This window comes from Rhizobium etli CFN 42, from assembly GCF_000092045.1.
Taxonomy (GTDB): domain Bacteria; phylum Pseudomonadota; class Alphaproteobacteria; order Rhizobiales; family Rhizobiaceae; genus Rhizobium; species Rhizobium etli.
Genome location: NC_007766.1, coordinates 243,307 through 269,251, shown reverse-complemented (window position 1 = coordinate 269,251; position 25,945 = coordinate 243,307). Strand labels below are relative to the sequence as shown.

Sequence of the window (25,945 nt, the reverse complement as noted above, 5' to 3'; positions counted from 1 at the left end):
CGCACACGTTTGAACATGGCAACGAAGGCGGAGAAACGCTCTAAGCGGCGGCAACGCGGCCTGCGCCGGCTTGATCCAGCTGGAACTGGTCGATCAGTTGCAGGAGCGTTCTGGTCTCATCGGCAAGTTCCTTCGTCGCTGCGCTGGTTTCCTCGACCATGGCGGCATTCTGCTGCGTCATATGATCCATCCTGTTGACGGAAGAATTGACCTCGTGCAGCGCGTTGTACTGCTCCCGGCTCGAGCGGGCGATGACATCCATCTGCTCGGATGCGGTGACCACTTTTGCGGAAATGCTTCCGAGGACTTCACTCGTTTCGCGAACGACCCGCGTCCCATTGGTGATCTCCGCTCGCGAACGCCCGATGAGTTCCTTGATCTTTTGGCCGGCCTCCGCGGAGCGCTGCGCGAGATCGCGGACTTCCTGGGCCACGACCGCAAAACCTTTGCCGGCCTCGCCCGCGCGGGCAGCTTCGATGCCGGCGTTGAGCGCGAGCAGGTTCGTCTGGAAGGCGATGTCATCGATAACGCCGATGATCTGCACGATCTCGTCTGAAGCCGCTTCGATCTTGCTCATCGCCTGGATGGCGCTCGCAACTACTTCGGATGAAGAATCGGCCGTCTTCTTGGTATTGGTGATGATCTCACGGGCATCGTCGGCGCGGGCCGCCGACGAACGAACCGTAGTGGTGATCTCCTCGATGGCGGCGGCGATCTCTTCGAGCGCTACGGCCTGCTGTTCCGTGCGCTTCGCGAGGTTGCTGGCGGACAGATCCATCTGACCGGCATTGCCCTCGATCATCCGCGTGTTGGTGCGAATCTGGTCGATCGTTTCCTGCAGACGAAGCAGCGACGAGTTGAAATCGTTACGAAGTTGCTCCAACCGGCCGAAGAAAGGCGTTGCGATCGTCTGGGAGATGTCGCCACGCGCCAGGCGCCCGAGCCCCTCGGCCAGTGCCGTCACCGCAAAATCGATCTGCTGCTCGACCGCGCGTTTCTCCTCGTCATTGCGGTGCCTTTCTTCCTCGGCCCTCGCCCGTTCGATCTCGCTGCGCTCCTCGATCTCGACCTTGGCGATCGCATTGTTCTTGAAGACACCAAGCGCACGAGCCATGTCGCCGATTTCATCGGCGCGGCTTTCGCCGACGATCGACGTTTCCAGCCTGCCGTCCGCCAGTCGCCGCATTGCCGAGGTGATCTGATTGATCGGCCCTTTCAGCGTCACGGTCAGGCCGATGCCGGCGAGAATTGCGCTCACCACGCCGAGGATCGTTGTTCCGAGCGACATGGAGTTGGCGTCGTCGCGTTCGTCGGCCGCGTTCTGCCGCTGCATTTCGGCGAAAGCCGTCAGCTGGGACCACATCCGATCCACGTCGGCGGCGGCGGCACGGAATTCGTCCTGGCGCTGCCCGCTGATACGGACGAGGTCGGCAGCGGATGTCTGCATCTTGTCCAGCGCCGGCAGAAGCTTCGGTTTGAGATTGTCGAATTGTGCAACGCCGCCGGCATTGGAAATCAACATGTCCAGCCCTTTTCTGACGGCGGTGATCTCCTGCGAAAGCCGCTGGAGATTTGCGTCGGTCGGGGCCAGCGTCAGCTTCGCCAGGACGATCTGGATCACGTAAGCCGAGGTCGTCAGCTTCTGACCGTCTCTCTGACTGGTCTTGGCGCGCTCGACCGTTTTGGCTGTCTCGGCCGCCTTGTCGGTCACCGCCTTCATCCGTCGCGTGGCGACCACCTGCAATTCGGGCAGCCTGCCGACGATCTGGCCAGTTTTATTGCTGAGCGGGGCTGCACGTTCATCGGTCTGGCCGGAGGTTTCGACGAGCAGCTTCAGGGAAGCGACGGCGTCGTCGATCGCCTTTTTGGCATCCGGCGCTTCGCCGCCCAGGGCCATTCCCACGATGCGCTGCTGCCGGGCGAGTTCCTCCATATCCGGGCCGGCAATGGTGCCCGCTGCCTGGACCTTGTCGTTCAGCGATTGGGCGAAGGACGCGAAGTCCGAAATACGCTGTGCGTCGGCGCGGGTGTTGCGGGATTCATCCTCCTGCAGATCGGCGTTACGCTGGAGAGCCTTGGTCCCTTCGACAATATCTGTCTGAGACGATACGACGACGCTCTGGGCTTTCTGAAGATCGGTGAGCAGCGCTGCCCTGCTCTCGTGAAACTGCCACAGCAAATTCATGCGGGCTTCAATTCCGTCAATGGAAGAGAGCGCCTGCTCCAGTTCCTCCCGGCCACTGCGATCTGCGCTGAGCCGCTCGATGCCGGATTTTAGAAGCCTGCGCTGGTCGGCAAGCCTGGTGTTGACCGCCTCCCGGTTTTCCTGCGTGGCATTGGCGAGGAACTCGGCCATTGCCGCCGACAGATTGCGAAAGCCGCTCAAGGATTGCAGGACGGAGTTGGAAATATCCATCCGTCCCTGAAGCAGACTTGATGCATAAAAACCCGTCGCGCCCACGGCCAGGATGCTCAAGACGAACGGAATGATGAACAGCATCACCTGCGTCTGGATGCGAACCCGCGATAACAGCCTTCCCAACATCAACCCCTCCACCCCTCCAGGAAGCAGCCGATCTCGAGTGAAGGTCCCGATCCGCTCGAATCGACTCTATCCGTCTCCGTCCCGACACATATTGACGGAATAAACATTTCATAATGCATAATTCGTGAAATATTCGTTTCAGTGTCGAGGGGCGCGTTGAATGTCGTTTTCTGCCGGAGACACCGGGGCCGCTCGGCGCCGGCGAGTGATCAGGCGAAACTGATTTCCGCAAGGAGAGGGAGGTGGTCGGAGGCGACCCTCGTCAGCCGGGTTTGGAGCACTGTTGCCCGTTGGACGACAAGGCCTTCGGTGACGAAAATGTGGTCGAGGCGCATCAGCGGATAGCGGGAGGGGAAGGTCGCTCTCGGCGCCGCGCTGCCCGCGAGCTGGGCGTCGGTCAATGAACGCGCGGCAAGCCGGTAAGTCGCCGATGAGGGAATGGCATTGAAATCGCCGCAGAGAATGCCTGGAACTGGTTCGTCCGACGGACCGCGCAGCCAGCCTGAATTCAAGAGCGTCGTCATCTGCCGAATGCGCTCGCGCCCTCGAAGGCCGAGATGAGTATTGACCACGAGCAACTTCCTGTCGCCGACCAATATTTCGATGGACAACGCGCCCCTCGCCTCGCCGATGGACGGCAGCGGACCGGCCTTGACCGCGCCGGTTGGCAACGCGGTGATGATTGCGTCGCCATACTGCTCCTCGGCAATTGAGAGCGCCGGGTGAAAATGAGCCTGCATCTTTAGAAGAGAGGCGATCACATGGGCCTGGTCGACGCCGCCGGTCCTACGCCTGAGGACGTCGACCTCCTGCAGAGCAACAATATCGGCTTCAGCCTCGGCGATAACCGAAGCGATCCGCCCGGGGTCGAGCTTCCGGTCGTTGCCGATGCAGCTATGCACATTATAAGTCAGGAGTTTGATCGATTTATCCGGCATAGGTTTGCTGAAGCTGATCTCCCCTCGAGAGACAGGACTCATTCTCCCCGAGGGGAACACAGAACTCTTTTGATCGTTCCAGATGATCGAGCCGTGGGGCTCGCACTTCGGAAACGGACAATCGATGAATCTGAAACGCATAATCTGGAATGGATTTCTCGTTGCCGCCCTTTGCGTCGCGGGCCTTCTTCTCTACCGAATCTTCCGTCAGTACAGCCTGGAGCAGATCGTCCAATCGGTCCGCAGCATACCTTTTGCAGCCTTCTGCACCGCACTTCTCTTCGCGGCGGCATCGTATCTATGCCTGAGCTGTTTCGACTTGCTGGCGATCCGTTCGCTCGGCAAATCCTTGCCTTACCGGAAGATCCTGCTCGCCTCCTTCATCAGCCTTTCGCTTGGCCACAATATCGGATTTGCGGGCTTGAGCAGCGGCGCCTTCCGCTATCGTTACTATTCCCGGTGGGGGCTGACGATCGAAGACGTGGCGAAGATCATCCTGTTCTGCGGTGTCACAGTGGGGCTCGGCCTCACGACACTTGCCGGCCTCGCCTTGGTCGTCAATCCGGATGATGCCGCACGTCTGCTACGCATCGACCCGGCGGGCACCCGCCTTTTCGGTCTGCTGGCGCTCGCCGTGCCGGGCGTCTATGCGGTGCTGGCGTTTTTCATCCGGGGCAGGCTGAGGCTCTGGCGCTGGTCGTTTCAGTTGCCCCGATTTCCGATTGCGGTTGCGCAGGTCGGGGTCGGGACGATCAATTTCGTGCTCGTGTCCGCTTGCCTGCACCAGATGCTCTCGGTCTTCGGCGACGTTGCCTTCTTCAGGTCGGTAACGGCTTACGTGCTCGCCAACTCCGCAATCCTCGCGACGCATGTTCCCGGCGGTCTCGGGGTCCTCGAGGCGACGGTCTCGTATGCCGTGCCGCAGGAGGCCTCGATCGGCGCGCTGATTGCTTTCCGCTGCACCTATTTCTTCCTCCCGCTCGCGCTCGGCGCCGCGCTTTTCATCGTCAGCGAAGTAATCTTCCGCCGCCAGTCACGCGGGGCGGACGAGGAGGCGGAAGAGCGCGCCGAGGCCCAGTCGGTTTAGCAGCTTGACGGGCCGCGTCGGGTCGAAGAACCCGGTGCCCCTTATCGGCGAAATACTGCCCGACAAATCAACGGCAAATTCCCGCAAGCCCCGAGGCCCATCATTGAGCATGTCGATTGCCTGGATGATCGAGCCGCTCTGCGCAAAGGCTGCGGCAAAGGTCTCGGTGGTCGTGCCGAGATATTCGGCCAGCAAATGGTGACGCAGATCCGCTATTCCGTCGCGCTGCTCGTCATTGACGGCCTCAAGAAGCATGTCGCATTCGGAATCCAATCCCTCCGAACGATTGTTGAGATTGGAGGAGCCGATGCGGATCAGTTCGTCATCTGCGATGATCAGCTTGGAATGGATGAGCACCTCCACCTCGTCGTTCTTTCCGGGCGCTGCCGGCCCGGGCACTGGCGGCCCGGGCACGACGGGATAATAGACCCTGAACCGGTCGGCACGATCGGTGCGCTTGAGACGGCGGATGACGCGGTCTCGATTGCCGCCCATAAAGAGCTTTTCGATCAGCCCATGAGAACGACGAGTGCAGATGACGATGATCTCGGGGCCATCTTCCTCTTGCAGTCGCGCGGCGAGAGCGTCGGCGACGCGGAAGGAGGCAAGATATTGCGCTTCGATGAAAAGCTGCCGCCGTGCTCGGGCGATGATGCCGAGTGTCGAGGCGATGCCATCGCTGATGCCGGCGCGCAATGTGGTTGCCGGCTCCGTCAGCACAAAGCTCACGGGGATATGCATCAGCGAAACGGCAAGATCGCGCGGCCATGTGAAGGAAGAGGTTTCGGCAAGCGCGTTATGCTTTTCGCCGGTGGCGCTTTGCCAGCGCCGCCGCGCGATATCCCCGATCAGTCTGGCCGCGTCGCCGGTGACCATTGCCTGAACGTCATGCAGCGGATCGTAGGACGCGCCTTCGGGGTCGCGTCGCAATGCGTCCCAGGCGCGGTGGCGTCTCGTATCCCATCGCCGCGACGTCAGGTCCATGCCGCCGATGAAGGCGACGGCGTCGTCGATGCAAACGAGTTTCTCATGGTGGCAGCCGCGCACCGTGCTTTGAAGATCGAAGCGCAGATCGATCCTGGCGTTCCTCGGGAAGTTTTTCTTGCGGAGCACCTGCAGGGATTTTTCCGAATAGATCGGCCCGAGGGCCCAGATGAGGATGCGTATTTCGAGTGTCGGATTTGCCGCTGCCAAGGCATGCAGCAGATCTGCCAATGTTTCGTCGGATTTTTCCGGCTCCATCCGGATGTCCGGATTGAAATCCCACCCGACGATCCAGACACTTCGCCGTGCCTGCCGCAGCGTGCGCGCCACCTCGGCGAAATATCGGTTGCCATTGATCAGGAAGGCCGCTTTTTCGGCGTAGCCTTCCAGTTCCAGGTTTTCACCGTCGCCTGGCTGTTGCGCTTTTGTTCTAAGCAGGTAGGGTTGATTGAGCATGGTTTCTAACGCGGTCATGGTTGCCTCAGCCTTTTGACTGAAAGCAAACGCCCGGAACTTTCGCGGGTTCCCGATCGCCGCCGGCGATGGAAAATGTAAGGAAAAGAAATGTCACAGCGAGCAGGTAGCGCCGATCTTCCCCTCCACGGGGGACGTGTGCCGCATTGGCTCGGCGAACGGATGACGCGGCTCGGCACGCTGATCACCGAGGCAATCATTCACCATTACGGGCGCGATGAGTTTCTGCGCCGGCTCGCCCATCCCTTCTGGTTCCAGTCCTTTGGTGCCGTCATGGGTATGGACTGGCATTCCTCCGGCATCACCACAAGCGTTCTCGGGGCCCTGAAGCGCGGGCTGAAGCCGCGCGCCGGCGAGCTCGGCCTGCATGTCTGCGGCGGACGCGGCCAGCACTCGCGCAAGACGCCGCAGGAGCTCGTCTCGATCGGCGAGCGCGTCGGCCTTGACGGGGAGGGGCTGGCGACGACCAGCCGTCTGATCGCCAAGGTCGACAGTGCCGCTCTTCAGGACGGATTCGACCTTTATCTCCACGGCTTCATCATTGCCGACGATGGGCATTGGGTGGTCGTACAGCAGGGCATGAACGGCGACCGGCGGCAGGCCCGCCGCTATCATTGGCTATCCGAAGGGCTGGAGAGTTTCGTCGATTCGCCGCATGCGGCGATCGAGGGACGGAACCAGGGCGAGATCGTCAATCTCGCCGACAGGCGCGCCGAGCGCTCGCGGCGAGGGCAGCTCGATCTGCTGGCGACCCTCGGTCCCGACAGGATCGTCCGCGAGGCGGCCGCGCTGCAACGCGCCGAGCAACCGGAGCCCGAGCCCGCCGAACAGCCGATGCTGCCGCATCTGATCATGCCCGCCCATCACGATGTCCGCGAGAGCGATGTCAATATGCGCCGCCTGCATGGAAATCTCGCCGCCGCGGCCGATCGCGGACCAGCTGATTTTCAGGAACTGCTGCTCGTTCCCGGTGTCGGCGCACGCACAGTGAAGGCGCTGGCGATGGTGGCGGAAGTCGTCCACGGCGCGCCCTGTCGTTTCTCCGACCCGGCGCGCTTCTCGGTTGCCCATGGCGGCAAGGACCGCCATCCGTTTCCTGTCCCGCTCAAGGTTTATGACGAGACGATCGGGGTGATGAAATCGGCGGTGCTGAAGGGCAAGCTTGGGCGCGAGGAGGAGTTGCAGGCGCTGAAACGCCTCGACGAACAGTCCCGGCAGATGGAGCGCTATGTGACCGGCCCCGACCTCAAGGAGATCATTGCCGGCGAGTTCCGTCAGTCCGCCGATTTCGGCGGCCGCAGCGTCTTCGGCTGGGAAGCGCCGCCGTCTCAGGACGATTGATCTCAATGGCCGTCGGGTGGGACCGCTTCGGCCGGCACCGTTTCCTTCAGGTTCTTCCGATGGAAGATGAAGAGGCCCGCAAAGACGATGATGGACGCGCCGATGACGATCTGCAGGTCGGGAATATCGTTGAAGAAGATGTAACCCAGCACGATCGCCCAGAGCAGCAGCGTATATTGCAGCGGTGCCAGCAGCGATGCCGGTGCGAGCTTCAGCGAGCGGGTGATAAGCAGATGCGCGCATGTGGCGACGACACCCAGCAGCAGCATGCCGGACCAATCGATCGGTGTTGCCGGCTGCCAGTGGTCGATGCTTAAGGCGATGCCGGTGGCGAGGGCTGCGACCGTCTGCCATGTCACCAGCGTCGTGTCGCTGGTGGAGCGCAGATAGCGGCTCATGACCAGCGAGAGCGCGAAGGAAAAGCTGCCCGCGAGGCCGAAGAGGGAGGGAAGCGAGAGCATCGCAGTCGACGGGCGAAGCGCAATGACGACGCCTGCGAAGCCGACCAGAACGGCGAGCCAGCGCCGCCAGCCGATCTTTTCTCCGAGGAAGAAGTGTGAGAGTGCGGCAATGTAGATCGGCCCGGCCATATAGAAGGTCATGACATCGGCGAGCGGCAGATAGGCGACGGCCGCATAAAACAGGGCGACGTCACCGGTCGCCATGGCCACACGCATGAACTGAAGACCTTTCTGTTCGACGCGGAACAAGGCCATCGGCCCTTGCCGTGCGATCATCGGCCCGAGCAAGATGAAAGCGCCGAGCGAGCGGATCACCAGCACCTGGCCGACGGCAAAGCTGGTCATCAACCACTTGCCCATCGCATCGTTCAGCGCAAACAGCAGATCGCCGAGCAGCATCAGCATGACGCCCGTCATGATCAGGTTGCCTGTATTGGCGACGGCCGTCTTGGTCTTCATTCCCGAATCCTCGCAAAAAAGGCCGCGCATGCGCGGCCGAGCGCGGCTTCGACCTTAACAAGGCCGATGTCAAGTGTTCACTTGTGTACAGACGTGGCGGACGGCCTGGCGGATCAGCCCCTCAGGGATGCCGATGCGGAAGACTCGCTGAAGAGCCTTCAGTATTTCCAGCTCGTAAAATCGTCTGCAACGCATCCAAACGGAGCGCGATCCTGGCCGAACCGCTTGCGCAATTGCATGCATCCCCATTTGTTCAATGGCGCCGGCATGAGATTGTTGATGTCCATCCCCGGCGACTGAAACGGTGTGCTGGCACTGGTCACATACCACAGCCAGAAACCGACCAAACCGCCGAATATCAAGAGCAGGGTGCCGAAAAACAGCCGTAGCCGCCCGCCGATCGACATCGTTTTTCTGGGGTGCTCGATCAACATCGGCGCGGCCTGGTCGGCGTCGGACCGGGCGAAGGGGGCAAGCGCAAGGTTTCGTTCGGCCTCCGTCAGTCCGACACGCTGCAGCCGATCGTCCAGAAGCACAGGCAGGGCTGTCTTGCCATGCCGGACGGCCAGCCCAACGGCTTTGCCATTTGCTTCACCGACGATCAAAGGCTCCTCGCCCTTTTTCATCCGTGTGTATGCTGATCGACCGGTTCTGTCGTTGGCGATTTTGTCGTTATAAGTAACAGAAAGAATGTTGCGCTTGCGATCGAAGGCCGTGATTTCAACCGGGATGGCGTTCAACAAGGCCGGCTGGCGTAGATGCCGTTTGACACGCCATATCCGCACAGCCTGGAACAGTGTTCCAAGGCTCATGCCGCCAAGCAACAGGGCAAATATGCTGAGGGTGATGATCCGGTTCCAGAGTTTGTCCAGACCGAGGCTGATCGTTGCCAATTCCGGATGGTCGGCCGAGATCACGACACCGGTTTCATAATCGCCGGTATGAAAATCGACAAACATCACCTCGACTTCCGTGTCATAGTTCCGTCCGCCGTAACTGTAGACGAGGCGCGCGCTACAGTCGGTAAAGAAGAGCTTGCGTGTCGTGCATCGCCCATTTTGGACATCGCCGTCGTCGAGAGCCAGGGGATTTTGGCTGATCTGAAAATCCCTGATGACGCCGGGTGCTTCCCAGACGAGCATCAACACCGTCAGTGCCAGCATGAACGGCGCGGCCCAAAAATAAGCTCGCGGTGTGGAGATCACATCGGGTGCAAGCGATAATGGGCGGCTGGGAAGAACGAGAGCGGGCACGAGGATGACGCCTTTCGAATATACGAGCTGACAACGGGCCGGGAAGATGTTTGATCGAATCGGGATAATGGCTTCAGTGCAATGATCGTATTGATACATTGTCCGCCAGCCAAATGTCACTCTGGTTGTATCGCGAGGATGGCGCGTGCTCACAAAAAAGAGCGCGCTATGGCTGAACCGCCGGCGGTCGTCATCGAAGCGGTCGTTGCCGGGACTTCCGGCGGTGACTGACAGGAGCGGGGCTAGCCCCTGCCGTACATCCTGCTCGCCCGCAGCAGTCGTTGCGAATAGGGATGTTCGACCGCGCCTCTTCTCAGTGCCTCGATATCGACCTCTTCGACGATCTCGCCCGCCTCCATGATGGCGACGCGGCTGCACATGTGGGAGACGACGGCGAGGTCGTGGCTGACGAGGAGGTAGGTGAGGCCGCGCTCCTTGCGCAGGTCCTGCAGCAGGTTGAGGATCTCGGCCTGGACCGACACATCGAGCGCCGAGGTCGGCTCGTCCAGGAGCAGGACGTCGGGATTGAGCATCAGGGCGCGGGCGATCGCGACGCGCTGCCGCTGCCCGCCGGAGAGTTGATGCGGAAATCGGTAGCTGAGCCCCGGATCGAGGCCGACCGATCTGAGAACCGTATTCACATCGATGGCGTTCCTGTCCAGCCCCTGGTTGCGCAGCGGCTCCTGCAATTGCGAGCGGATGGTCTTGCGCGGATGGAGCGATCCATAGGGGTCCTGGAACACCATCTGCACCCGCCGATAGAACGGCCGGCCGCGCTGGCGGTCCAGCGCCTCGCCGTTAAGGGCGATCCGGCCGTCATAGTTGGCGTTGAGGCCGGAGAGCGCCCGCAGAACCGTGGACTTGCCGCAGCCGGATTCGCCGACGAGCCCGAAGGCCGTGCCGCTGTCGATAGCGAGGTTCACGTCCCTGACGACAGGGCGCTGGCCGTGTCCGAAGCGGATGGTGAGATTGTCGATCCGGATCATCGCGGCGTCTCCGCTGTCAGGTCATTCAGCCAGGCGGGATCACGCTTCAGGATCGGCAGCCGCGCGGGCGGATCCTCGATTCTCGGCAGCGATGCCAGCAGACCTTGCGTATAGGGGTGTTTGGCCTTGTCGAGATCGCGTGCCTCGAGCACTTCCACGACGCGGCCGGCATACATGATGAGGACGCGATCGCAGAAATTGCGGATGAGGTTGAGGTCGTGGCTGATGAAGATGAGGCCGAGATTGCGGCGGGAAACGAGTTCATCGAGCAGCGCCAGGATCTCAAGCCTCACGGTGACGTCGAGCGCTGAGGTCGGCTCGTCGGCGATCAGCACCTCGGGTTCGGCGATCAGCATCATGGCGATCATCACGCGCTGGCCCATCCCGCCGGATATCTCATGCGGATAGAGGCGGGCGACGCGTTCGGGATCGCGGATCTGGACGGCTTCCAGCATGTCGAGCGCTTGGCCATAGGTCCTTTTCGCGCTGACCTTGGGATGATGGAAGCGGTAGGTCTCGGCGATCTGTTCGCCGATCCGCATGACGGGGTTGAGCGAGTATTTCGGGTCCTGCAGGATCAGTCCGATCCGCCGCCCCCGGACTGCCATCATCGTCCGCTCATCCGCTTTGATGAGGTCGATGTCGTGAAAGGCCATGCGCTCGGCGCTAACCATCGCCGTCGGAGGCAGCAGTTTCATGATCGCTCTGCCGACAGTGGATTTGCCCGACCCGGATTCACCGACGATACCGAGCTTTTCCTGGCCGAGCGCAAAACTGACGCCGCGCACGGCGCGCATGTGGCCGCCGCCGTAGGCGATTTCGAGGTTGCGGATATCGATCAGGGGCTCTGTCATTCCGAACCTCTCGGGTCGAGTACGTCGCGCAGCGCATCGCCGACGAGATTGAAGGCGAGGCTGACGAGCGCGATGGCGATGCCGGGCGCGGCGATCACCCAGGGGCTGTCGAGCATGAATTCGCGGCCGCTGGCGGCCATCGAACCCCACTCCGGCCATGGCGGTTGCGCGCCGAGGCCGAGAAAGCCGAGACCGGCGGCGGTGATGATGATGCCGGCCATGTTGAGGGTGACGCGCACGATCACCGAGGGAATGCACATCGGCAGGATCTGGCGGGTAATGATTGCGAGCGAGGTCGCGCCCTGCAGGCGCACGGCGGCGATATAATCCGCCTTGCGCAGGCTGAGCGTTTCGGCGCGTGCGAGGCGCGCGATCGGCGGCCAGGCCGTCAGCGAAATGGCGATGATCGCATTGGTGATGCCGGGGCCGAGAGCGGCGGCAAAACCGAGCGCCAGCACGAGGCCCGGGAAGGAGAGGAAAATATCGGTGATGCGCATCAGGATCTCGTCGACGATGCCACCGAAATAACCCGAGAAGGTGCCGATCAGCAGGCCGAGCGGAGCGACGATGATCGTCACCAGCATGATGATGTAGAGCGTCGTACGGGCGCCGTAGATCACCCTAGAAAAGACGTCGCGGCCGAAATTGTCGGTGCCGAGCCAATGCTCCGCAGAGGGCGGCGCAAGCCGCCCCGCCATGTCCTGAACGATCGGATCGTAGCTCGTGAGCAGGGGAGCCGCCGTTGCCACCACGATCAGCAATACGATAATGACGAGACCGGCGAGGCCGAGCGGGTGGAGGCTGAACTTATGCCAGCCCTGATGGATCTGTTGCGCCGATGATTGGAACCAGCCTTGTGGCTCGGACGCGTGCAGCCAATTGCGAAAGCCGCTGGCATGGGTGCTGTCTGCGTCTTCGGTGGAGATCGTCATGGCGTTACCGTGTTCTCGGATCAAGGATGCGATAGAGGACGTCGGACAGGATGTTGATCGTCAGGAAGACGGCGCCGATCGTCAGTACCGACCCCATGACGACGTTCATGTCGTTCATCTGCAGCCCGCGGGTGAGGTACTGACCGAGGCCCGGCCAGCCGAAAACCGTCTCGATCAACACCGCGCCTTCGAGCAGCCCGCCGAAGGTCAGCGCCAGGATCGTCAGGAGCTGCACGCGAATATTGCGGAAGGCATGGCGCCAGACGACCTTGCGGGTGCCAAGCCCCTTTGCTCGCGCGGTGATGATATATTCCTGGCTCAGCTGCTCCAGCATGAAGCTTCGCGACATGCGGCTGATATAGGCAACGGAGTAATAGCCGAGGATTGCCGCCGGCAGGATGATGTGGCCGAGCGCGTTCTGAAACACGTCCCATTGGCCCTGGATCGCCGCATCGATCAGCAGAAAACCGGTCATAGGTGTGACTAAGCCCTCGTAAAAGACGTCGACCCGGCCCGATGCGCCGACGAGCTTCAGCTTGGCGTAGAAGAGGAAGAGCGCCATCAGGCCGGTCCAGAAGATCGGGATGGAATGGCCGGCAAGCGCGACGATCCGGGCGATATGGTCGATCATCGTCCCGCGCCGGACCGCAGCGGTGATGCCCAAGGGAATGCCGACGATCGCTCCAATGATCATCGCAACGATGGCAAGCTCGATGGTCGCCGGAAAGATCGTCATCAGATCGGTCAGGATCGGCTGGCCGGTCGTCGCCGCCATGCCGAGATCACCGGTGGCGATCTTCCCGACATAGGAGAGGAACTGCATCCAGATCGGCTGCCCAAGGCCGAGCTCGTTATAGACGCGGTCGTAAACCTCCTTACTGACCTCCGCCCCGGTGATCGCGAGCACCGGGTCGGCAGGCAGCAGGCGGCCCATCGAGAAGGTCAGGAAGAGCAGGCCGAGCAGCGTCGTCACGACGGCCACCGCGCGTCCCGCCAGCCGCCGCAGCAGGCTCAGCAGAGGGTGCGGAGCCGCCTCGGCGAACCCGCTCCCATCCGGCTTCGATGTCAGATCGGCGCTCGCCACGCGCTCTACTCCTTGGTCACATCATGCCAGCGCGTCGACCAGGTCGTGTGCCCGTGATAGCCCTTCACGTTGGCGCGCATGACATAGGGGTCGGTTCGCTGGAAGAAGATGACGAGCGGGGAAGCCATGCCGGCATAGATGCCGTCCATCTTCTTGAAGATATCGGTGCGTTTGCCCGTGTCGCGCTCCTTCATCGATTGATCGATGAGCGTGTTGAGCTCGTCCACCTTCATGCCGGTACGCCAGAGATAATAGCTGCCGAGGCGTGCCTCGTCGCTATTGTCGGGATTGAAGGCATATTGCGTGGCGACGGCGAAAGGATCGGGCAGGCGGGCGCCGGAATTGCCGAGCAGCACTTCGAATTTGCGCTCGCGGAAGGCGGGCGTGAATTCGCCGGGCACGAGATCGAGATCGAAGCCGGCGGCCCGTGCGCTCGCCTGCAGCGCTTCCGCGAAGGGCAAGGTTGGTGCTCCCGAGGGATTGAGCACTTTCTTCAGGCCATTGGGATAGCCGGCCTCCACCAGCAGCTGCTTCGCCTTGGCGGGATCGTAGTTATAGCGAACATCAGCCGCTTCGGGAGCGCCGATCATCCCGCGCGGGATCATCGACTGCCAGGGAAAACCAGTGTAGCGCATGATGTTGCCGGAGATCGCCTTCCAGTCGAAGGCATGCTGGAAGGCCTCGCGAACCTTCGGCTTCTGCAGGTCGGGATCTTTCTGGTTGAGGGCGATATAATAGAAGCCAAGACCCGGAACGTTCTCGATGACCATATCCTTGTTGCTGGAGAGGGCATCGAGATCGCCGCTCGCCACGTACTGGCCGACATCGACGTCGCCGGCCTCCAGCTGAAGCCGGAGATTGCCGGATTCCGGGATGTGGCGGGCGACGACACGCGCCATGGCCGGCTTGCCGCCCCAATATTTTGGCTGGGCATTGAAGATCGCCACGTCGTTCGGACGCCATTGCGCCAGGCTGAACGGACCGCTGCCGGCGGAATTGGCCGAGAGCCAGGCGCCGCCGAAATCGCCGTTCGCCTCATGCGACAGCACCGTCTTTTTGTCGACAATGCCGATCGAGGAGCCTGCCAGCGAATAGAGCACAAGGTCGGTATTCACCGCCTGCGGCAGCTCGATCTCCAGCGTGTGTTCGTCCTTGGCGCGGACCAGCTTTTCGACATTATCGGCCGTGAAGCCCCAGAGCGCGACGTCCGTGGAGCCGACCTGACCCATCTTGATGACGCGCTGGATCGACCAGGCCGCATCCTCGGCGGTCACCTTGTTGCCGCTCTGGAAGACCGCATCGTCGCGCAGGGTCAGCGTGATGATCTTGCCGTCGTCCGATACGCTCCATTGCGTCGCCAGCATCGGCTTCAGCGTCTTCAAATCGTCCGGGGACAGTTGCACGAGGTTGTCGTAGAGGTTCGAGATCAGCTCGGAGACCGTGCGGGCATTGTTCTGGGCCGGATCGAGCGTGCGGATGCCGGTCAGATTCGTTCCAATCACCAGCATATTGGGCGGCGATGCCGCCAGGCTCGGCTGCGCGGCCATCAGGGCGCCGGTAACTGCGATTGTCGTCAATAGCTGTTTCAGCATCTCAAGACCTCCCAATCTCGTGGCGCCATCCCGCGCCGGTTGCTTGCAGAAGAATGTTCGAACTCAGCCGGCAGCCTTCACGGCCTGCCGGTCCTGCTGCGTTTGAATGTCGCCCTCGGCCTCCCAGCCTCGAAGCAGGCGGTGCAGCTCCTCGCGGTCCTGCTGATCGAGCTGCGGCAATCCCGGCACGCGCACCGGCCCGACATCGAGGCCGGAATAGGTGACGGCCTCCTTCACGACCGTGACGTTCGCGCCGTTGCGGAATTTGGTCCGCATCCGCTCGAAGGGTTCGAGCTTGCCGACGATTGCTCTCGCCGCGGCGAAATCGCCCTTTTCAAGCGAGTCCTGGACGGCGAGCGAAAGCTTTGGCGCGACGTTGACGAGGCCTGACGTGAAGCCGCGCGCGCCGGCTGCGGTGAATGTCGGCGCCCAGCTTTCTGCCAGGCCGCAGACGAACAGCGCGCCATTCGGATCGGCGGCGGGGATCGCGCGCGACAGCAGCATCAGGTCGGTCGTCGCGAATTTGATGCCGGCAATATTTCCGTGATTGGCGAGGCGGACGATCTCGGCGACGCTAAAACCCTCGGCCCTGACATAGGCGACGAGCGGCAGGGCGGACGCATCGGCGAGATTGCAGAAATAATCGATCTGGGCCGAAGGTGCTGCGAAGGGGTCGACGGGTTGGTGCGACATGACGGCTGATGCCCCGATCGCAGCCGCATCCTTAGCCATGCCGATCGCCTCGCGTAGCGACCGGCCGACCGCCGCCGTCACCGGTGCTTGCCCGTCGACGCCCGCGACCGCCGCTTCGTGGACGATGCGGATCTCTTGCGGCGTCAGCGCGTAGAATTCCCCGGTATTGCCGGCTGCGACGATGTTGTGAATGCCCGCCGCCGCCACCCGCGCATAAACCTTCGCGGTAATCCGGGGTTCGACTTCGCCCCCGCCGTCATAAGCCGTGACAGGCACGCCCGATACGCCCGTAAGCGCCTTGCGCATGATCGCGATGCTCATTTTTCTCCCCCGTTCGCTTTCCATCAAGATGATTGCTTGCCGAAGCGGAAAGGCGGCAGCCCCTCCGCATCCACGTCGAAGGCGATGACCGTGCCCGCCTCGAAACGGCCGGTCCGGTCGGTCGACAGGCTCGTGACGTAGAGGGTGTTGAAATCGGGCCCTCCGAAACACGGCATGGTCGGTGCTGCGACCGGCAGAATGTAGATTTCGACGATCTCGCCTTCAGGCGATATTCTGTTGAGGCGGCCGGCGGAAACGCCGGCGCTCCAGTAGAACCCGTCGCGATCGGTCGTCGCGCCATCAGGCCGTCCCTGTTCTTCAGTGAAGCTGCGAAGACGGCGTCCTTCGCCGAGTTCTCCCGTCCCGGGATCGAAATCGAAGGCCTGCAGGAAGCATTGCCGGCTGTCGGAGTGATACATGCGTCGCCCATCCGGCGACCAGGCGAGGCCGTTGGAGCTTGTCAATCCCGTCGCGATGGTCCGCGTGCTGCCATCGGCGCCGACACGGAACAGCGCCGCGTCGTTCACCTGCGGCTTGGCTTCGCTGATCGAGCCGACCCATAAATGCCCGTCCGGGCCGACCTTGCCGTCGTTGAGGCGGCCGATCAACTCGCGCCCGGTTGGATCGCAGAGAAATTCGAGATGACGATTAACCGGGTGAAAGATGTGGACTCCGGTCTGGAGACCAACGACGATCCTGCCGTCGCGGCAAAGCCCCAGGCAGCCGACCGCCGCCGGCATGTCAAACCGATCAGCCTTGCCCTCTGCCGAGATACGGACAATCGCCGGCGCCAGGATGTCGACCAGCCAGAGCGCGCCGGTCTTTTCGTCCCACACCGGCGATTCACCGACCGTCAGCGGCTGCTGCAGCACCGAACGGATCTTCGGTTCAACGATGCGGGGCGCCGTCACGATGCCGTCTCCAGGTCTTTGATGAGACCCTCGGCATCGCGCATGCGGATGTTGCCGTCATGGTTGAATTCGCAGAAACCGCCGCCCTGAAAGGCACGGGCGACCCGTCCCTCGGCGCCGTTCTCGATACGGGCGTGATCACGCGGCCGATCCTGCGGCTGGTAGCCGAGCCGCCTCGCCAGATCGTTGTCCCACCATTTTTCGTCCGTATCGGATACGCCGTAGACCACCGTCGCGGCGATCGAGGGATGGGTGAGCCCGATCTGCACCAGCTGCGCGAGATCCCGGGCGCTGATCCAGATCGCGATCGAGCGCTCGCTGTTGGGGTAGCTGCCGGCATTGCCGATGCGGATGGAAAGGGAGCGGATGCCCGATGTGTCGTAATAAAGCCCCGCCACCAGCTCGCCCCAGCATTTGGAAAGTCCGTAGGGACTGTCCGGTCGCATGGGATCGAGCGGCGAAATGACCTCGCCGCGGGGATAAAAGCCGGTCGTATGGTTGCTTGAGGCGTAGACGACCCGCTCGACCTTGTTGATCCGGGCGGCCTCGTAGAGATTGTAGGTGCCGAGCACATTCGCCTGCAAAATCGCGTTGATATCAACGCCGCCCGCAAGACCAGCCAGATGAACGACACCGTCGATGTCGCCCAAAGCGGCCTTTGCCTCTTCGAGCTTTGACAGATCGGCACCAAGGAAGCCTTCATTCTCGGCCAGATCCGCGGGCTCATGAATATCGATCAGGCGGAGATGCTCAAAATGCTGCCGCAGAAACGGGCGCAGCAGCGTCCCGACACGTCCGGCGGCACCCGTCATGGCAATCCGTCTCATCGTCCTTCCTCCCATTGTCGCTCAAACCCCCTGAAACATGCGGGCACGCGCATTCAGTATGTGTTTCTTCATCGCATCATGCGCTTCGGCTTCCCGCCGCGCGAAGATCGCCTCGACGATGACCGCATGCTCGTCCTGAACGCTGCGGATCTGCTCCGGAGTCCGTTTCAGGCTCAGGCTTCGCGTTACGGAATGGCCGATGGCGAAATGCGGCTTGAACCATTCGCGCACGGTGATGTGAAACTGATTGCCTGTCGCCATCGCGATCGCGTCGTGCAGGGCCTGGTCTTCGTCGGCGCCGAGTTCGCCGTTCCTCAGACATTGTTCGATCGCAAGAAGCGCCTCAGTGATCCGCTCCTTGTCAGCCGGCTGCCAGTTTCGCGCGGCAAGCTCCGCAGCTTCGGCCTCGAGACCGGCGCGGAATTCGAAGAACCGCTGGACATCGGCAAGCGAGCCGACCGGGACCATCTTCAGCATCGACGAATCCGGCCGCTGCCGGACATAGGAACCAGAGCCCTTGCGGGAAACGACGAGGCCATCGGCTCTCAGTCGTTCGAGCGCTTCTCGCACAACGGGTCTCGATGCGCCAAAATCGGCTGCAAGCTTGGTCTCCGACGGCAGCCGCTCGTTGACAGGAAAATTGCCGTCCGCGATCATCCCCACGATCTTCTCGTAGATGATGTCGCTGAAGCGCGTTGCGCCCCGGTTTGAAACGGCATCGACTGCAAACGTCATTATCGCTCTTTTCTCCCCCGCCAAGTGGCGAATTCGCCCCGTCGGCTCTTCGTCCGGCGAGCAGAAGCCGGATATGCCTTCTCGACCATGCGCCGGGATGGCGCCACGCCATCACCGGCCGCGACGCGGCCTGTATACAGCTTCTGACAGGTCTGTCTTCTTTCCCTATCCAAGGCAGGATTGCCAATAGCTTGGCGTTGTGTCTGATACGGCATGGCTATCGAATCTGTAATTATCTGTCAACTCTTGTAATCATTTGAGAACGTGTCTATGGTTTCGTTCCAGCGCCGAGGAGGGCGCAAAACGGCAAGTCGCGAGCCCGCCTGTGCCGGCATAAAAGGGGAGGAATCGATGCCCAATGAAATTCTGTCTCGCGGTGTCACCCGCCGCGCCGTTCTCGGCGGCATGGCTGGTGCTGCAGCACTGTCCATCGCCGGTCGTGCCTTCGCCGCCGACGGGGAAGCGCCTGCGCTGGCGCAACTGGTCAAAGACGGCAAACTGCCGCCGCTGGCCGAGCGCCTGCCGAAGAAGCCGATGGTGGTAACGCCGTTCGAGAAGGTCGGCACATATGGCGGGACGTTGCGCCGCGGCCTGCGCGGTTCATCCGACCATAACGGCATTCTGCGCATGGTCGGCAACCAGAGCCTCGTGCGCTGGAATCTGGAATTCACCGCCGTGCAGCCGAACCTCGCCGAGCGCTGGGAAGTCAGCGACGACGCGACGCAATTCACCTTCCACCTGATCGAAGGTGTGCGCTGGTCGGACGGCCACCCCTTCACGGCCGACGACGTTGTTTTCGCGATCGAAGACTGCGTGAAGAACACCGAGCTTTACAGCGCGACGCCGGCGCAGCTAGCCGTTGCCGGCAAGCCGGTCACTGTCGAAAAGATCGACGATTATACGGTGAAATTCACCTTCGCCGCGCCGAACGCGCTTTATCTCGAAAACCTTGCCACGCCGCTCGGTCAGCATCCGACGCTCTTCCCGAAGCATTACTGCAGCCAGTTCCTGCCGAAGTACAATCCCAACATCGAGGCCGATGCCAAGAATGCAGGCGTCACCAGCTGGACGGAGCTCTTCCGCAACCGCTGCGGCGACATCGAAATTCCGACGCGCTGGGGCAATGTCGTCAAGCCGACACTCGATCCTTGGGTCGTCAAGGAACCCTATGTCGGCGGCGCCACGCGCGTCGTCATGACCCGGAACCCCTATTTCTGGCAGGTCGATACGGCAGGCAACCAGCTTCCCTACATCGATGAGATCAATTTCGGCATTTCGCAGGACGTCGAGTCGCTGATGCTGAACGTCATCTCAGGAAAGATCGACATCCAGGAACGTCACATCAGCGTGCTGGCCAATAAGCCGACTCTCTCCCAGAACATGCAGAAGGGCGATTATCGTCTGCTGACGCTCGTGCCTTCCGCCTCACAACAATGCCAGATCTACTTCAATATCACCCACAAAGATCCTGCCATGCGCAAGATGTTTGCAGACAAGTCCTTCCGGCAGGCGCTCTCGATAGGCATCAATCGCCAAGAACTCATCGACATCGTCTATTTCGGGCAGAGTGAGCCTTATCAGGCCGGGCCGCGTCCGACCCATCCGTGGTATCACGAGAAGTACGCGCGTCAATTCACCGAATACGACGCCGACAAGGCAGGCGCGATGCTTGATCAGGCCGGCTACAAGAAGGGGCCTGACGGCTTTCGCGTGCGGCCCGACGGTCAGAAGGTGTTCTTCTCGGTCGACGTCATTCCGACGCTTTATCCCGATCTCGTCGATGCCCTGGAGCTGGTCAAGACGCATTGGTCGCAGATTGGCATCGACATGAAGGTCAATACGATCGAGCGGGCGCTCTATTATACCCGCGGCGATGACAATGCCCATGATGCGCAGGTGTGGCCGGGGCCGGGTGGTCTCGATCCGATGCTCGACCCTCGCGATTTCTTCGCCTTCCATCCGCAGGGGTCGCGTTACGCCATTCCGTGGACGCTCTGGTATACGTCTAACGGCGCGCGTGGCGAGGAGCCGCCGGAAAGCCAGAAGAAGCGCATGAAGCTGTTCGACGAAGCGCGTTCGACGGCCGATCTCGACAAACGCGGCGCGACCATGAAGCAGATCTTCGACATCGCCGCGGAGGAATTCGAGACCGTGGGCCTTTGCCTCGCGGTCGGCGGCTTCGGCATCATCCGCAATAATCTGCGCAATGTTCCCGAGAAGCAGCCGGATAGCTGGTCCTGGCCCAATCCGGGGCCTTCGATGCCGCAGCAGTTCACCTTCACGAGCTGATTTTGATCGAGCGCCGTACCGACGGTACGGCGCTTTCTTCGGTTCGCCTTCCGATGCCTCGCCGGCGATGAGATCCGGCAAGGCCCGGAGGGCGGGACTCAATGCAAGAGGCGCCCATGCTGGTCTTTATCGCCAAACGACTGCTATGGATGATTCCATCGCTCTTTGCCGTCAGCTTTCTCGCTTTCGTGCTGATCCAGCTGCCGCCGGGCGACTACGTCACGACCTATATTGCTACGCTGGCGGCCTCCAATGAAATCGTCGATCAGAACACCGCTGCACAATTGCGCGAACGCTTCGGACTCGATGACCCCATGCTCATCCAATATTTCAAATGGATTTGGGGCATCCTCTCGCGCGGCGATTTCGGCATCTCCTTCGAATGGCAGCAGCCGGTCTCCGACCTGATCTGGGAGCGAATGGCGCTGACCCTTGTTCTGGCTCTGGCGACATTGATTGCCACCTGGGCGATCGCGCTGCCCATCGGCGTCTATTCCGCCGTGCGCAAATATTCGATCGGCGACTATTTCTTCACAGCCTTCACTTTCTTCGGTCTGGCCGTTCCGTCCTTCCTGCTGGCGCTGGTGCTGATGTATGTCGCGGCGGTCGAATTCGGCCAGGATGTCGGCGGGCTGTTTTCTCCGCAATATGAGAATGCGCCCTGGAGCTTCGCCAAGATGGTCGATCTGTTCTCGCATCTCTGGCTTCCGGTCATCATTCTGGCCGTGTCCTCGACGGCGAGCCTCATCCGCGTGATGCGGGCCAACATGCTCGACGAACTGCCGAAGCCCTACGTGACGACGGCGCGGGCAAAGGGGCTCTCGGAATTCCGGCTGCTGATGAAATACCCTTTGATGATCGCGCTCAACCCGTTCATCTCGACGATCGCCTGGCTGCTGCCTAATCTCATCTCCGGCTCGGTCGTCGTCGCCATCGTACTCAATCTGCCGACGGCAGCCCCTTTGCTGCTGCAGGCATTGATGGCCCAGGACATGTATCTGGCGGGTGCCTTCGTTCTGCTGATCTGCGCGCTGACGCTGATAGGCTCTCTGATCAGCGACATCCTGCTTGCGCTGGTCGATCCCCGCATCCGGTTGGAATAGGAGCCTGATATGGCCGACATCGCCGTTACAAATATTCAGCCGGATCGCGCCGCCGTCGCATCGCAGTGGCAGCTGATCTGGTGGGCCTTTCGCCGCCACAAGCTGGCCATGGTGGCGCTCGTCGTTACCGTGCTGATGTATGTCGTTGCCTTGGTTCCGGGCTTCTTCGCCATCAACGATCCAAATTTGCAAAATGCGCGGGCGACCTTTCATCCGCCGCAGAAACTGCATCTGATCGATACCGAGAACGGGTTTTCATTCGGTCCGCATTATTATCCGATGAAGCTGACCCGTGATCCGGAAACGCTCGCCGCCATCTTCAAGGAAGACACGACGAAGCGCGTCGACGTCCAATTCTTCGGACGCGGCTACGAATATTCCGTTTTTGGCCTGTTCAACACCAACATCCATCTGATCGCCTCGCCCGACAAGACCACGCCGCTGCTTCTCTTCGGCGCCGACCGGCTTGGGCGTGATGTTTTCAGCAGGACGGTGCAAGGCTCGCAGGTTTCGCTGTCGATCGGCCTCGTCGGCGTCTTCCTGTCGTTGATGCTCGGCATCGTGATCGGCGGCATCTCCGGATATTACGGTGGCCGCATCGATTTCTTCATGCAGCGTGTAATCGATTTCGTGCTGTCGCTGCCGACGATACCGATCTGGCTCGCCATGGCTGCGGCCCTTCCGCAGGATTGGCCGGCGACGCTGCAATACATGATGATCACAATCATCCTGTCGCTGACCGGCTGGGCCCAGCTTGCCCGCGTCGTTCGTGGTCGTTTCCTGTCATTGCGCACCGAAGAATTCGTCGCTGCCGCCAGACTGGATGGCGTTCGCGAAGGCCGCATCATCTTTCGCCACATGCTGCCGAGCTTTGCCAGCCACATCATCGCGTCGATCACGCTCGCAGTGCCGGCGATGATTCTGGCCGAAACCTCTCTTTCCTTCCTGGGGCTCGGGCTGCAGCCGCCGACCATTTCCTGGGGCGTGCTGCTGCGCGAGGCCCAGAACATTCGTTCGATCGCCACGGCGCCCTGGCTCTTCCTGCCGGGCTGCGCCGTCGTGGTCGCCGTCATGGCGCTCAATCTCCTCGGCGACGGTCTGCGCGACGCGGCCGACCCCTACAACAAATGAGGCCGGCATGACCGACATCGTACCCATTGCCGGCAGGCCGCTTCTTGAGGTGAAGAACCTCACCGTCGAATTCCCGCTGCGCACCGGCGTCTTTCGCGCCGTCAGCGACCTGTCCTTTACAATAGAGCCGGGCAAAACGCTCTGCGTGGTGGGTGAAAGCGGATCCGGAAAGTCGGTGACGGCGCGCTCGATCCTGCAGATTGTCGACACGCCCGGCCGTATTGCCGGTGGTTCGATCACACTGAACCACCCGAAGGGCGGCTCGATTGATCTGACCAGCCTCAATCCGCGCGGGCGACAGATCCGGGCGATCCGCGGCCGCGATATCGCGATGATCTTCCAGGAGCCGATGTCGTCGCTGTCGCCCATCCATACCGTTGGCAACCAGATCATCGAGGCGCTTCGCCTTCACACCAGGATGAGCAAGGCGGAGGCGCGCGTCGAGGCCATATCGCTGCTCAAGCAGGTCGAGATCCCCGCGCCGGAGAAGGCGTTGGATCGCTACGCCTTCCAATATTCCGGTGGCATGCGCCAGCGCGCGATGATCGCCATGGCGCTCGCCTGCAAGCCGCAACTGCTGATCGCCGACGAGCCGACCACGGCCCTCGACGTGACGACGCAGGCCGAGATTCTCGACCTGATTGCCCGCCTGCAGAAGGCCAACGGCATGGCCGTCCTTTTCATAACGCATGATATGGGTGTCGTGGCGCAGATCGCCGATGACGTTCTGGTCATGCATAACGGTGTCGCCAAGGAATATGCGCCGGTCGAGCAGATCTTTCACGCCCCGAAGGACGATTATACCCGCATGTTGATTGGCTCGGTGCTGAAGCTGGAGCAGAAGGCGGAGATTCGCCTGGCACGGGCGCCGCTCGATCGGGCGGCGGCGCCGATCCTGGAATTGCGTAATCTTTCGATGGATTTCGGCGAGGTAAAAGCACTCGACGACGTCTCCATTTCGCTGCTGCCGGGCGAAACCCTCGGCATTGTCGGAGAGAGCGGGTCCGGTAAGACGACAATGGGCCGCTCGATCATGCGGCTGATCGATCCGACATCAGGCGAGATCCTCTATCGCCGCGCTGATGGCGGCATCATCGACCTGGCTACGGCAAAAGGCCAGACGCTTGCGGCCGCGCGGCGCGAATTGCGTATGGTGTTCCAGGATCCCTTCGGCTCCCTCAATCCGCGCATGACCGTCTCCCAGATCATCGGCGAACCGCTGCTGGTCAACGGCATCGCCAAGGGACGGGCGCTGGACGAGCGCGTCTGCCACCTGATGGAGCAGGTCGGCCTTGATCCAAGGGCGCGCGAACGTTATCCGCATGCCTTCTCCGGCGGTCAGCGCCAACGTATCGGCATTGCCCGCGCCATTACGCTCAATCCGCGCGTCATCGTCGCCGATGAGGCGACTTCGGCGCTCGACGTCTCGGTGCGTTCGCAGGTGCTCGATCTCCTGATGCGCCTGCAGGACGAACTCGGGCTCGCCTATATCTTCATCAGCCACGACATCGGTGTCATCCGCTACATGTGCGACCGCGTCGGCGTCATGTACAAGGGCCAACTCGTCGAAATCGGCGAGGCGGAGAAAGTCTGCCGCACGCCGGAGCATGCTTACACACAGGCGCTCATATCGGCCATTCCGCGGCCCGATCCACGCGACCGCGATCATTCGCGGCGCTTCCGCTACGTCGCTCCCGATAATCTGAAGAACGGGAGCTCTCAGCGATGAAGATCACCGGCATCAGAACGTTTCTCATGCACGCCGGTCAGCCCGACCCTTCGAAATGGGCTTCGGATGAGCGGTCGGGGGACGGGACATCCACGCAGCTGCGGGGCACCAGGAATTGGTTGTTCTTGAAGATCGACACCGATGAGGGCATCACCGGCATCGGCGAATGCTCCGGCTGGCCGCGCGTGATTGAAACGGCGATCAATGATCTGGCGCCGCTGCTGATCGGCGAAGATCCGGCTCATACCGAACGCCTGTGCCAGAAATTGCATATTGCGATGATGGGTCACGGCATGCTCGGCACGGTCGGTGGCGGCGCGATGACCGGCATCGACATGGCGCTTTGGGACATCAAGGGCAAAGCGCTCGGCGTGCCTGTCTGGATGCTGCTCGGCGGCAAGGTGCGCGACAGGATCCCGATCTATTCGCATGCCAATACGCCGGAACGTGCGCTTGCAGTCAAACAGCGCGGCATAAAGGCGATCAAGTGCGGTGGTGTGGCCGATCCGGTTCGCAAGGTCGCAGCACTGCGCGAGGCGGTCGGCGACGATATGGACATCGCCATCGACCTGCATGGGCCGCCATGGCTGACCCCTGCGGACGCCTGCCGCCTGGTGCGGGCGCTCGAACCCTATGAGCTGATGTGGGTGGAAGATCCGATCGCGCCCGACAATCTCGACGGCTACAAGCGCATTCGCGACGCCGCTGATGTGCCACTTGCCGCCGGCGAACGCTCGGCAACGATCTTTGGCGAGCGCGAGCTCATCGAACGAGAGCTGGTCGATGTCATTCAGCCCGATACCGGCCGGGCCGGCGGCATCACCCAAATGAAGAAGATCGCGGCCATGGCCGAAGCCCACCACGTCCAGATGGCACCGCATTCGGGCTCGCTCGGACCGGTGGCGGAATATGCGGCACTGCATTTGCTTGCGGCTATTCCGAACGCGCTGATCCTCGAGCGGCTCGACGACGACTGGGACGGCCGTCGCCGGACGATCGTGCCGCATCCCGAGCAGGTCGACGGGCTGATCACGGTGCCCGACGCCCCCGGGCTCGGCTGCGATATCGACGAGGAATTCGTCGGTCGGTTTCCAAGCGGCGGCAATGTCTCCGTTCCTGTGCCGGAGGCCGCCGACTCCTACAATCCCGGAACCTACAACGAGCATCTCTACGTGCAGACGCGCGTGGCGCGCCGCAGCTATTTCAATCGCTAGAA

21 protein-coding genes are annotated in these 25,945 nt (G+C 61.7%); 7 read left to right on the top strand and 14 right to left on the bottom strand.

Annotated features, from left to right (window positions below; all coding sequences use genetic code 11):
• Window positions 1–40 precede the first annotated feature (40 nt).
• Window positions 41–2,545 carry a methyl-accepting chemotaxis protein gene (locus RHE_RS27720; RefSeq protein ID WP_011428557.1) on the bottom strand — a complete coding sequence of 835 codons (2,505 nt, stop codon included), beginning with the start codon at window positions 2,543–2,545 and terminating at the stop codon, window positions 41–43.
• A 209-nt stretch (window positions 2,546–2,754) separates the two neighbouring features.
• Entirely contained in the window at window positions 2,755–3,483 is a 729-nt protein-coding gene (locus RHE_RS27715) for an endonuclease/exonuclease/phosphatase family protein (RefSeq protein ID WP_011428556.1), read from the bottom strand.
• A 124-nt stretch (window positions 3,484–3,607) separates the two neighbouring features.
• On the opposite strand from RHE_RS27715, the gene RHE_RS27710 reads away from it, so the two are divergent.
• Window positions 3,608–4,570 carry a lysylphosphatidylglycerol synthase domain-containing protein gene (locus tag RHE_RS27710; protein ID WP_020919684.1) on the top strand — a complete coding sequence of 321 codons (963 nt, stop codon included), beginning with the start codon at window positions 3,608–3,610 and terminating at the stop codon, window positions 4,568–4,570.
• Here RHE_RS27710 and RHE_RS27705 read toward each other — a convergent pair.
• Entirely contained in the window at window positions 4,517–6,028 is a 1,512-nt protein-coding gene (locus RHE_RS27705; RefSeq protein ID WP_011428554.1) for a phospholipase D-like domain-containing protein, read from the bottom strand. The two genes, RHE_RS27710 and RHE_RS27705, sit on opposite strands and share 54 nt — an antisense overlap.
• Window positions 6,029–6,118: 90 nt before the next feature.
• Between RHE_RS27705 and RHE_RS27700 the strand changes: the two genes are divergently transcribed.
• Window positions 6,119–7,369 carry a DUF763 domain-containing protein gene (locus RHE_RS27700; RefSeq protein WP_011428553.1) on the top strand — a complete coding sequence of 417 codons (1,251 nt, stop codon included), beginning with the start codon at window positions 6,119–6,121 and terminating at the stop codon, window positions 7,367–7,369.
• A 2-nt stretch (window positions 7,370–7,371) separates the two neighbouring features.
• Here the strand turns inward: RHE_RS27700 and RHE_RS27695 are convergent, their stop codons facing one another.
• The 11 genes from RHE_RS27695 to RHE_RS27645 all read right to left on the bottom strand — a co-directional run bounded on the left by RHE_RS27695 (window position 7,372) and on the right by RHE_RS27645 (window position 18,477).
• Entirely contained in the window at window positions 7,372–8,289 is a 918-nt protein-coding gene (locus RHE_RS27695; protein WP_020919687.1) for a DMT family transporter, read from the bottom strand.
• Window positions 8,290–8,447: 158 nt separating this feature from the next.
• Window positions 8,448–9,542 (bottom strand): hypothetical protein, encoded by a 1,095-nt coding sequence (locus RHE_RS27690; protein ID WP_042120053.1) that lies wholly within the window; start codon window positions 9,540–9,542, stop codon window positions 8,448–8,450.
• Window positions 9,543–9,784: 242 nt separating this feature from the next.
• On the bottom strand, window positions 9,785–10,528 hold the full coding sequence (locus RHE_RS27685; protein ID WP_011428550.1) for an ABC transporter ATP-binding protein: 744 nt from the start codon (window positions 10,526–10,528) through the stop codon (window positions 9,785–9,787).
• Entirely contained in the window at window positions 10,525–11,382 is an 858-nt protein-coding gene (locus RHE_RS27680; protein WP_011428549.1) for an ABC transporter ATP-binding protein, read from the bottom strand. The genes RHE_RS27685 and RHE_RS27680 overlap by 4 nt, the downstream gene beginning before the upstream one ends.
• Window positions 11,379–12,314: an ABC transporter permease gene (locus tag RHE_RS27675; protein WP_011428548.1), complete on the bottom strand. Its 936-nt coding sequence runs from the start codon at window positions 12,312–12,314 to the stop codon at window positions 11,379–11,381. The genes RHE_RS27680 and RHE_RS27675 overlap by 4 nt, the downstream gene beginning before the upstream one ends.
• A 4-nt stretch (window positions 12,315–12,318) precedes the next feature.
• Window positions 12,319–13,398: an ABC transporter permease gene (locus RHE_RS27670; RefSeq protein ID WP_011428547.1), complete on the bottom strand. Its 1,080-nt coding sequence runs from the start codon at window positions 13,396–13,398 to the stop codon at window positions 12,319–12,321.
• A gap of 5 nt (window positions 13,399–13,403) precedes the next feature.
• Window positions 13,404–14,990 carry an ABC transporter substrate-binding protein gene (locus RHE_RS27665; protein ID WP_011428546.1) on the bottom strand — a complete coding sequence of 529 codons (1,587 nt, stop codon included), beginning with the start codon at window positions 14,988–14,990 and terminating at the stop codon, window positions 13,404–13,406.
• A 63-nt stretch (window positions 14,991–15,053) separates the two neighbouring features.
• On the bottom strand, window positions 15,054–16,004 hold the full coding sequence (locus RHE_RS27660; RefSeq protein ID WP_011428545.1) for a dihydrodipicolinate synthase family protein: 951 nt from the start codon (window positions 16,002–16,004) through the stop codon (window positions 15,054–15,056).
• Between the two features lie 23 nt (window positions 16,005–16,027).
• Window positions 16,028–16,915 carry an SMP-30/gluconolactonase/LRE family protein gene (locus RHE_RS27655; protein ID WP_011428544.1) on the bottom strand — a complete coding sequence of 296 codons (888 nt, stop codon included), beginning with the start codon at window positions 16,913–16,915 and terminating at the stop codon, window positions 16,028–16,030.
• Window positions 16,912–17,742: an NAD-dependent epimerase/dehydratase family protein gene (locus RHE_RS27650; RefSeq protein ID WP_011428543.1), complete on the bottom strand. Its 831-nt coding sequence runs from the start codon at window positions 17,740–17,742 to the stop codon at window positions 16,912–16,914. Before RHE_RS27650 ends, RHE_RS27655 begins: the two co-directional genes overlap by 4 nt.
• A gap of 21 nt (window positions 17,743–17,763) precedes the next feature.
• Window positions 17,764–18,477, bottom strand: a complete 714-nt coding sequence (locus tag RHE_RS27645; protein WP_011428542.1) for a FadR/GntR family transcriptional regulator — start codon at window positions 18,475–18,477, stop codon at window positions 17,764–17,766.
• Window positions 18,478–18,828: 351 nt separating this feature from the next.
• On the opposite strand from RHE_RS27645, the gene RHE_RS27640 reads away from it, so the two are divergent.
• The 5 genes from RHE_RS27640 (at window position 18,829) to RHE_RS27620 (ending at window position 25,943) form a co-directional block, all read left to right on the top strand.
• Entirely contained in the window at window positions 18,829–20,766 is a 1,938-nt protein-coding gene (locus tag RHE_RS27640; protein WP_011428541.1) for an ABC transporter substrate-binding protein, read from the top strand.
• A 116-nt stretch (window positions 20,767–20,882) separates the two neighbouring features.
• Complete coding sequence (locus RHE_RS27635; protein ID WP_020919699.1) at window positions 20,883–21,869, top strand: ABC transporter permease; 987 nt, start codon at window positions 20,883–20,885, stop codon at window positions 21,867–21,869.
• Between the two features lie 9 nt (window positions 21,870–21,878).
• On the top strand, window positions 21,879–23,000 hold the full coding sequence (locus tag RHE_RS27630; protein ID WP_011428539.1) for an ABC transporter permease: 1,122 nt from the start codon (window positions 21,879–21,881) through the stop codon (window positions 22,998–23,000).
• Window positions 23,001–23,007: 7 nt separating this feature from the next.
• Window positions 23,008–24,729, top strand: coding sequence for an ABC transporter ATP-binding protein (locus RHE_RS27625; RefSeq protein ID WP_011428538.1), 1,722 nt, complete (start codon window positions 23,008–23,010; stop codon window positions 24,727–24,729).
• Window positions 24,726–25,943, top strand: a complete 1,218-nt coding sequence (locus RHE_RS27620) for a mandelate racemase/muconate lactonizing enzyme family protein (protein WP_042119991.1) — start codon at window positions 24,726–24,728, stop codon at window positions 25,941–25,943. Before RHE_RS27625 ends, RHE_RS27620 begins: the two co-directional genes overlap by 4 nt.
• The last annotated feature ends 2 nt before the right edge of the window (window positions 25,944–25,945 follow it).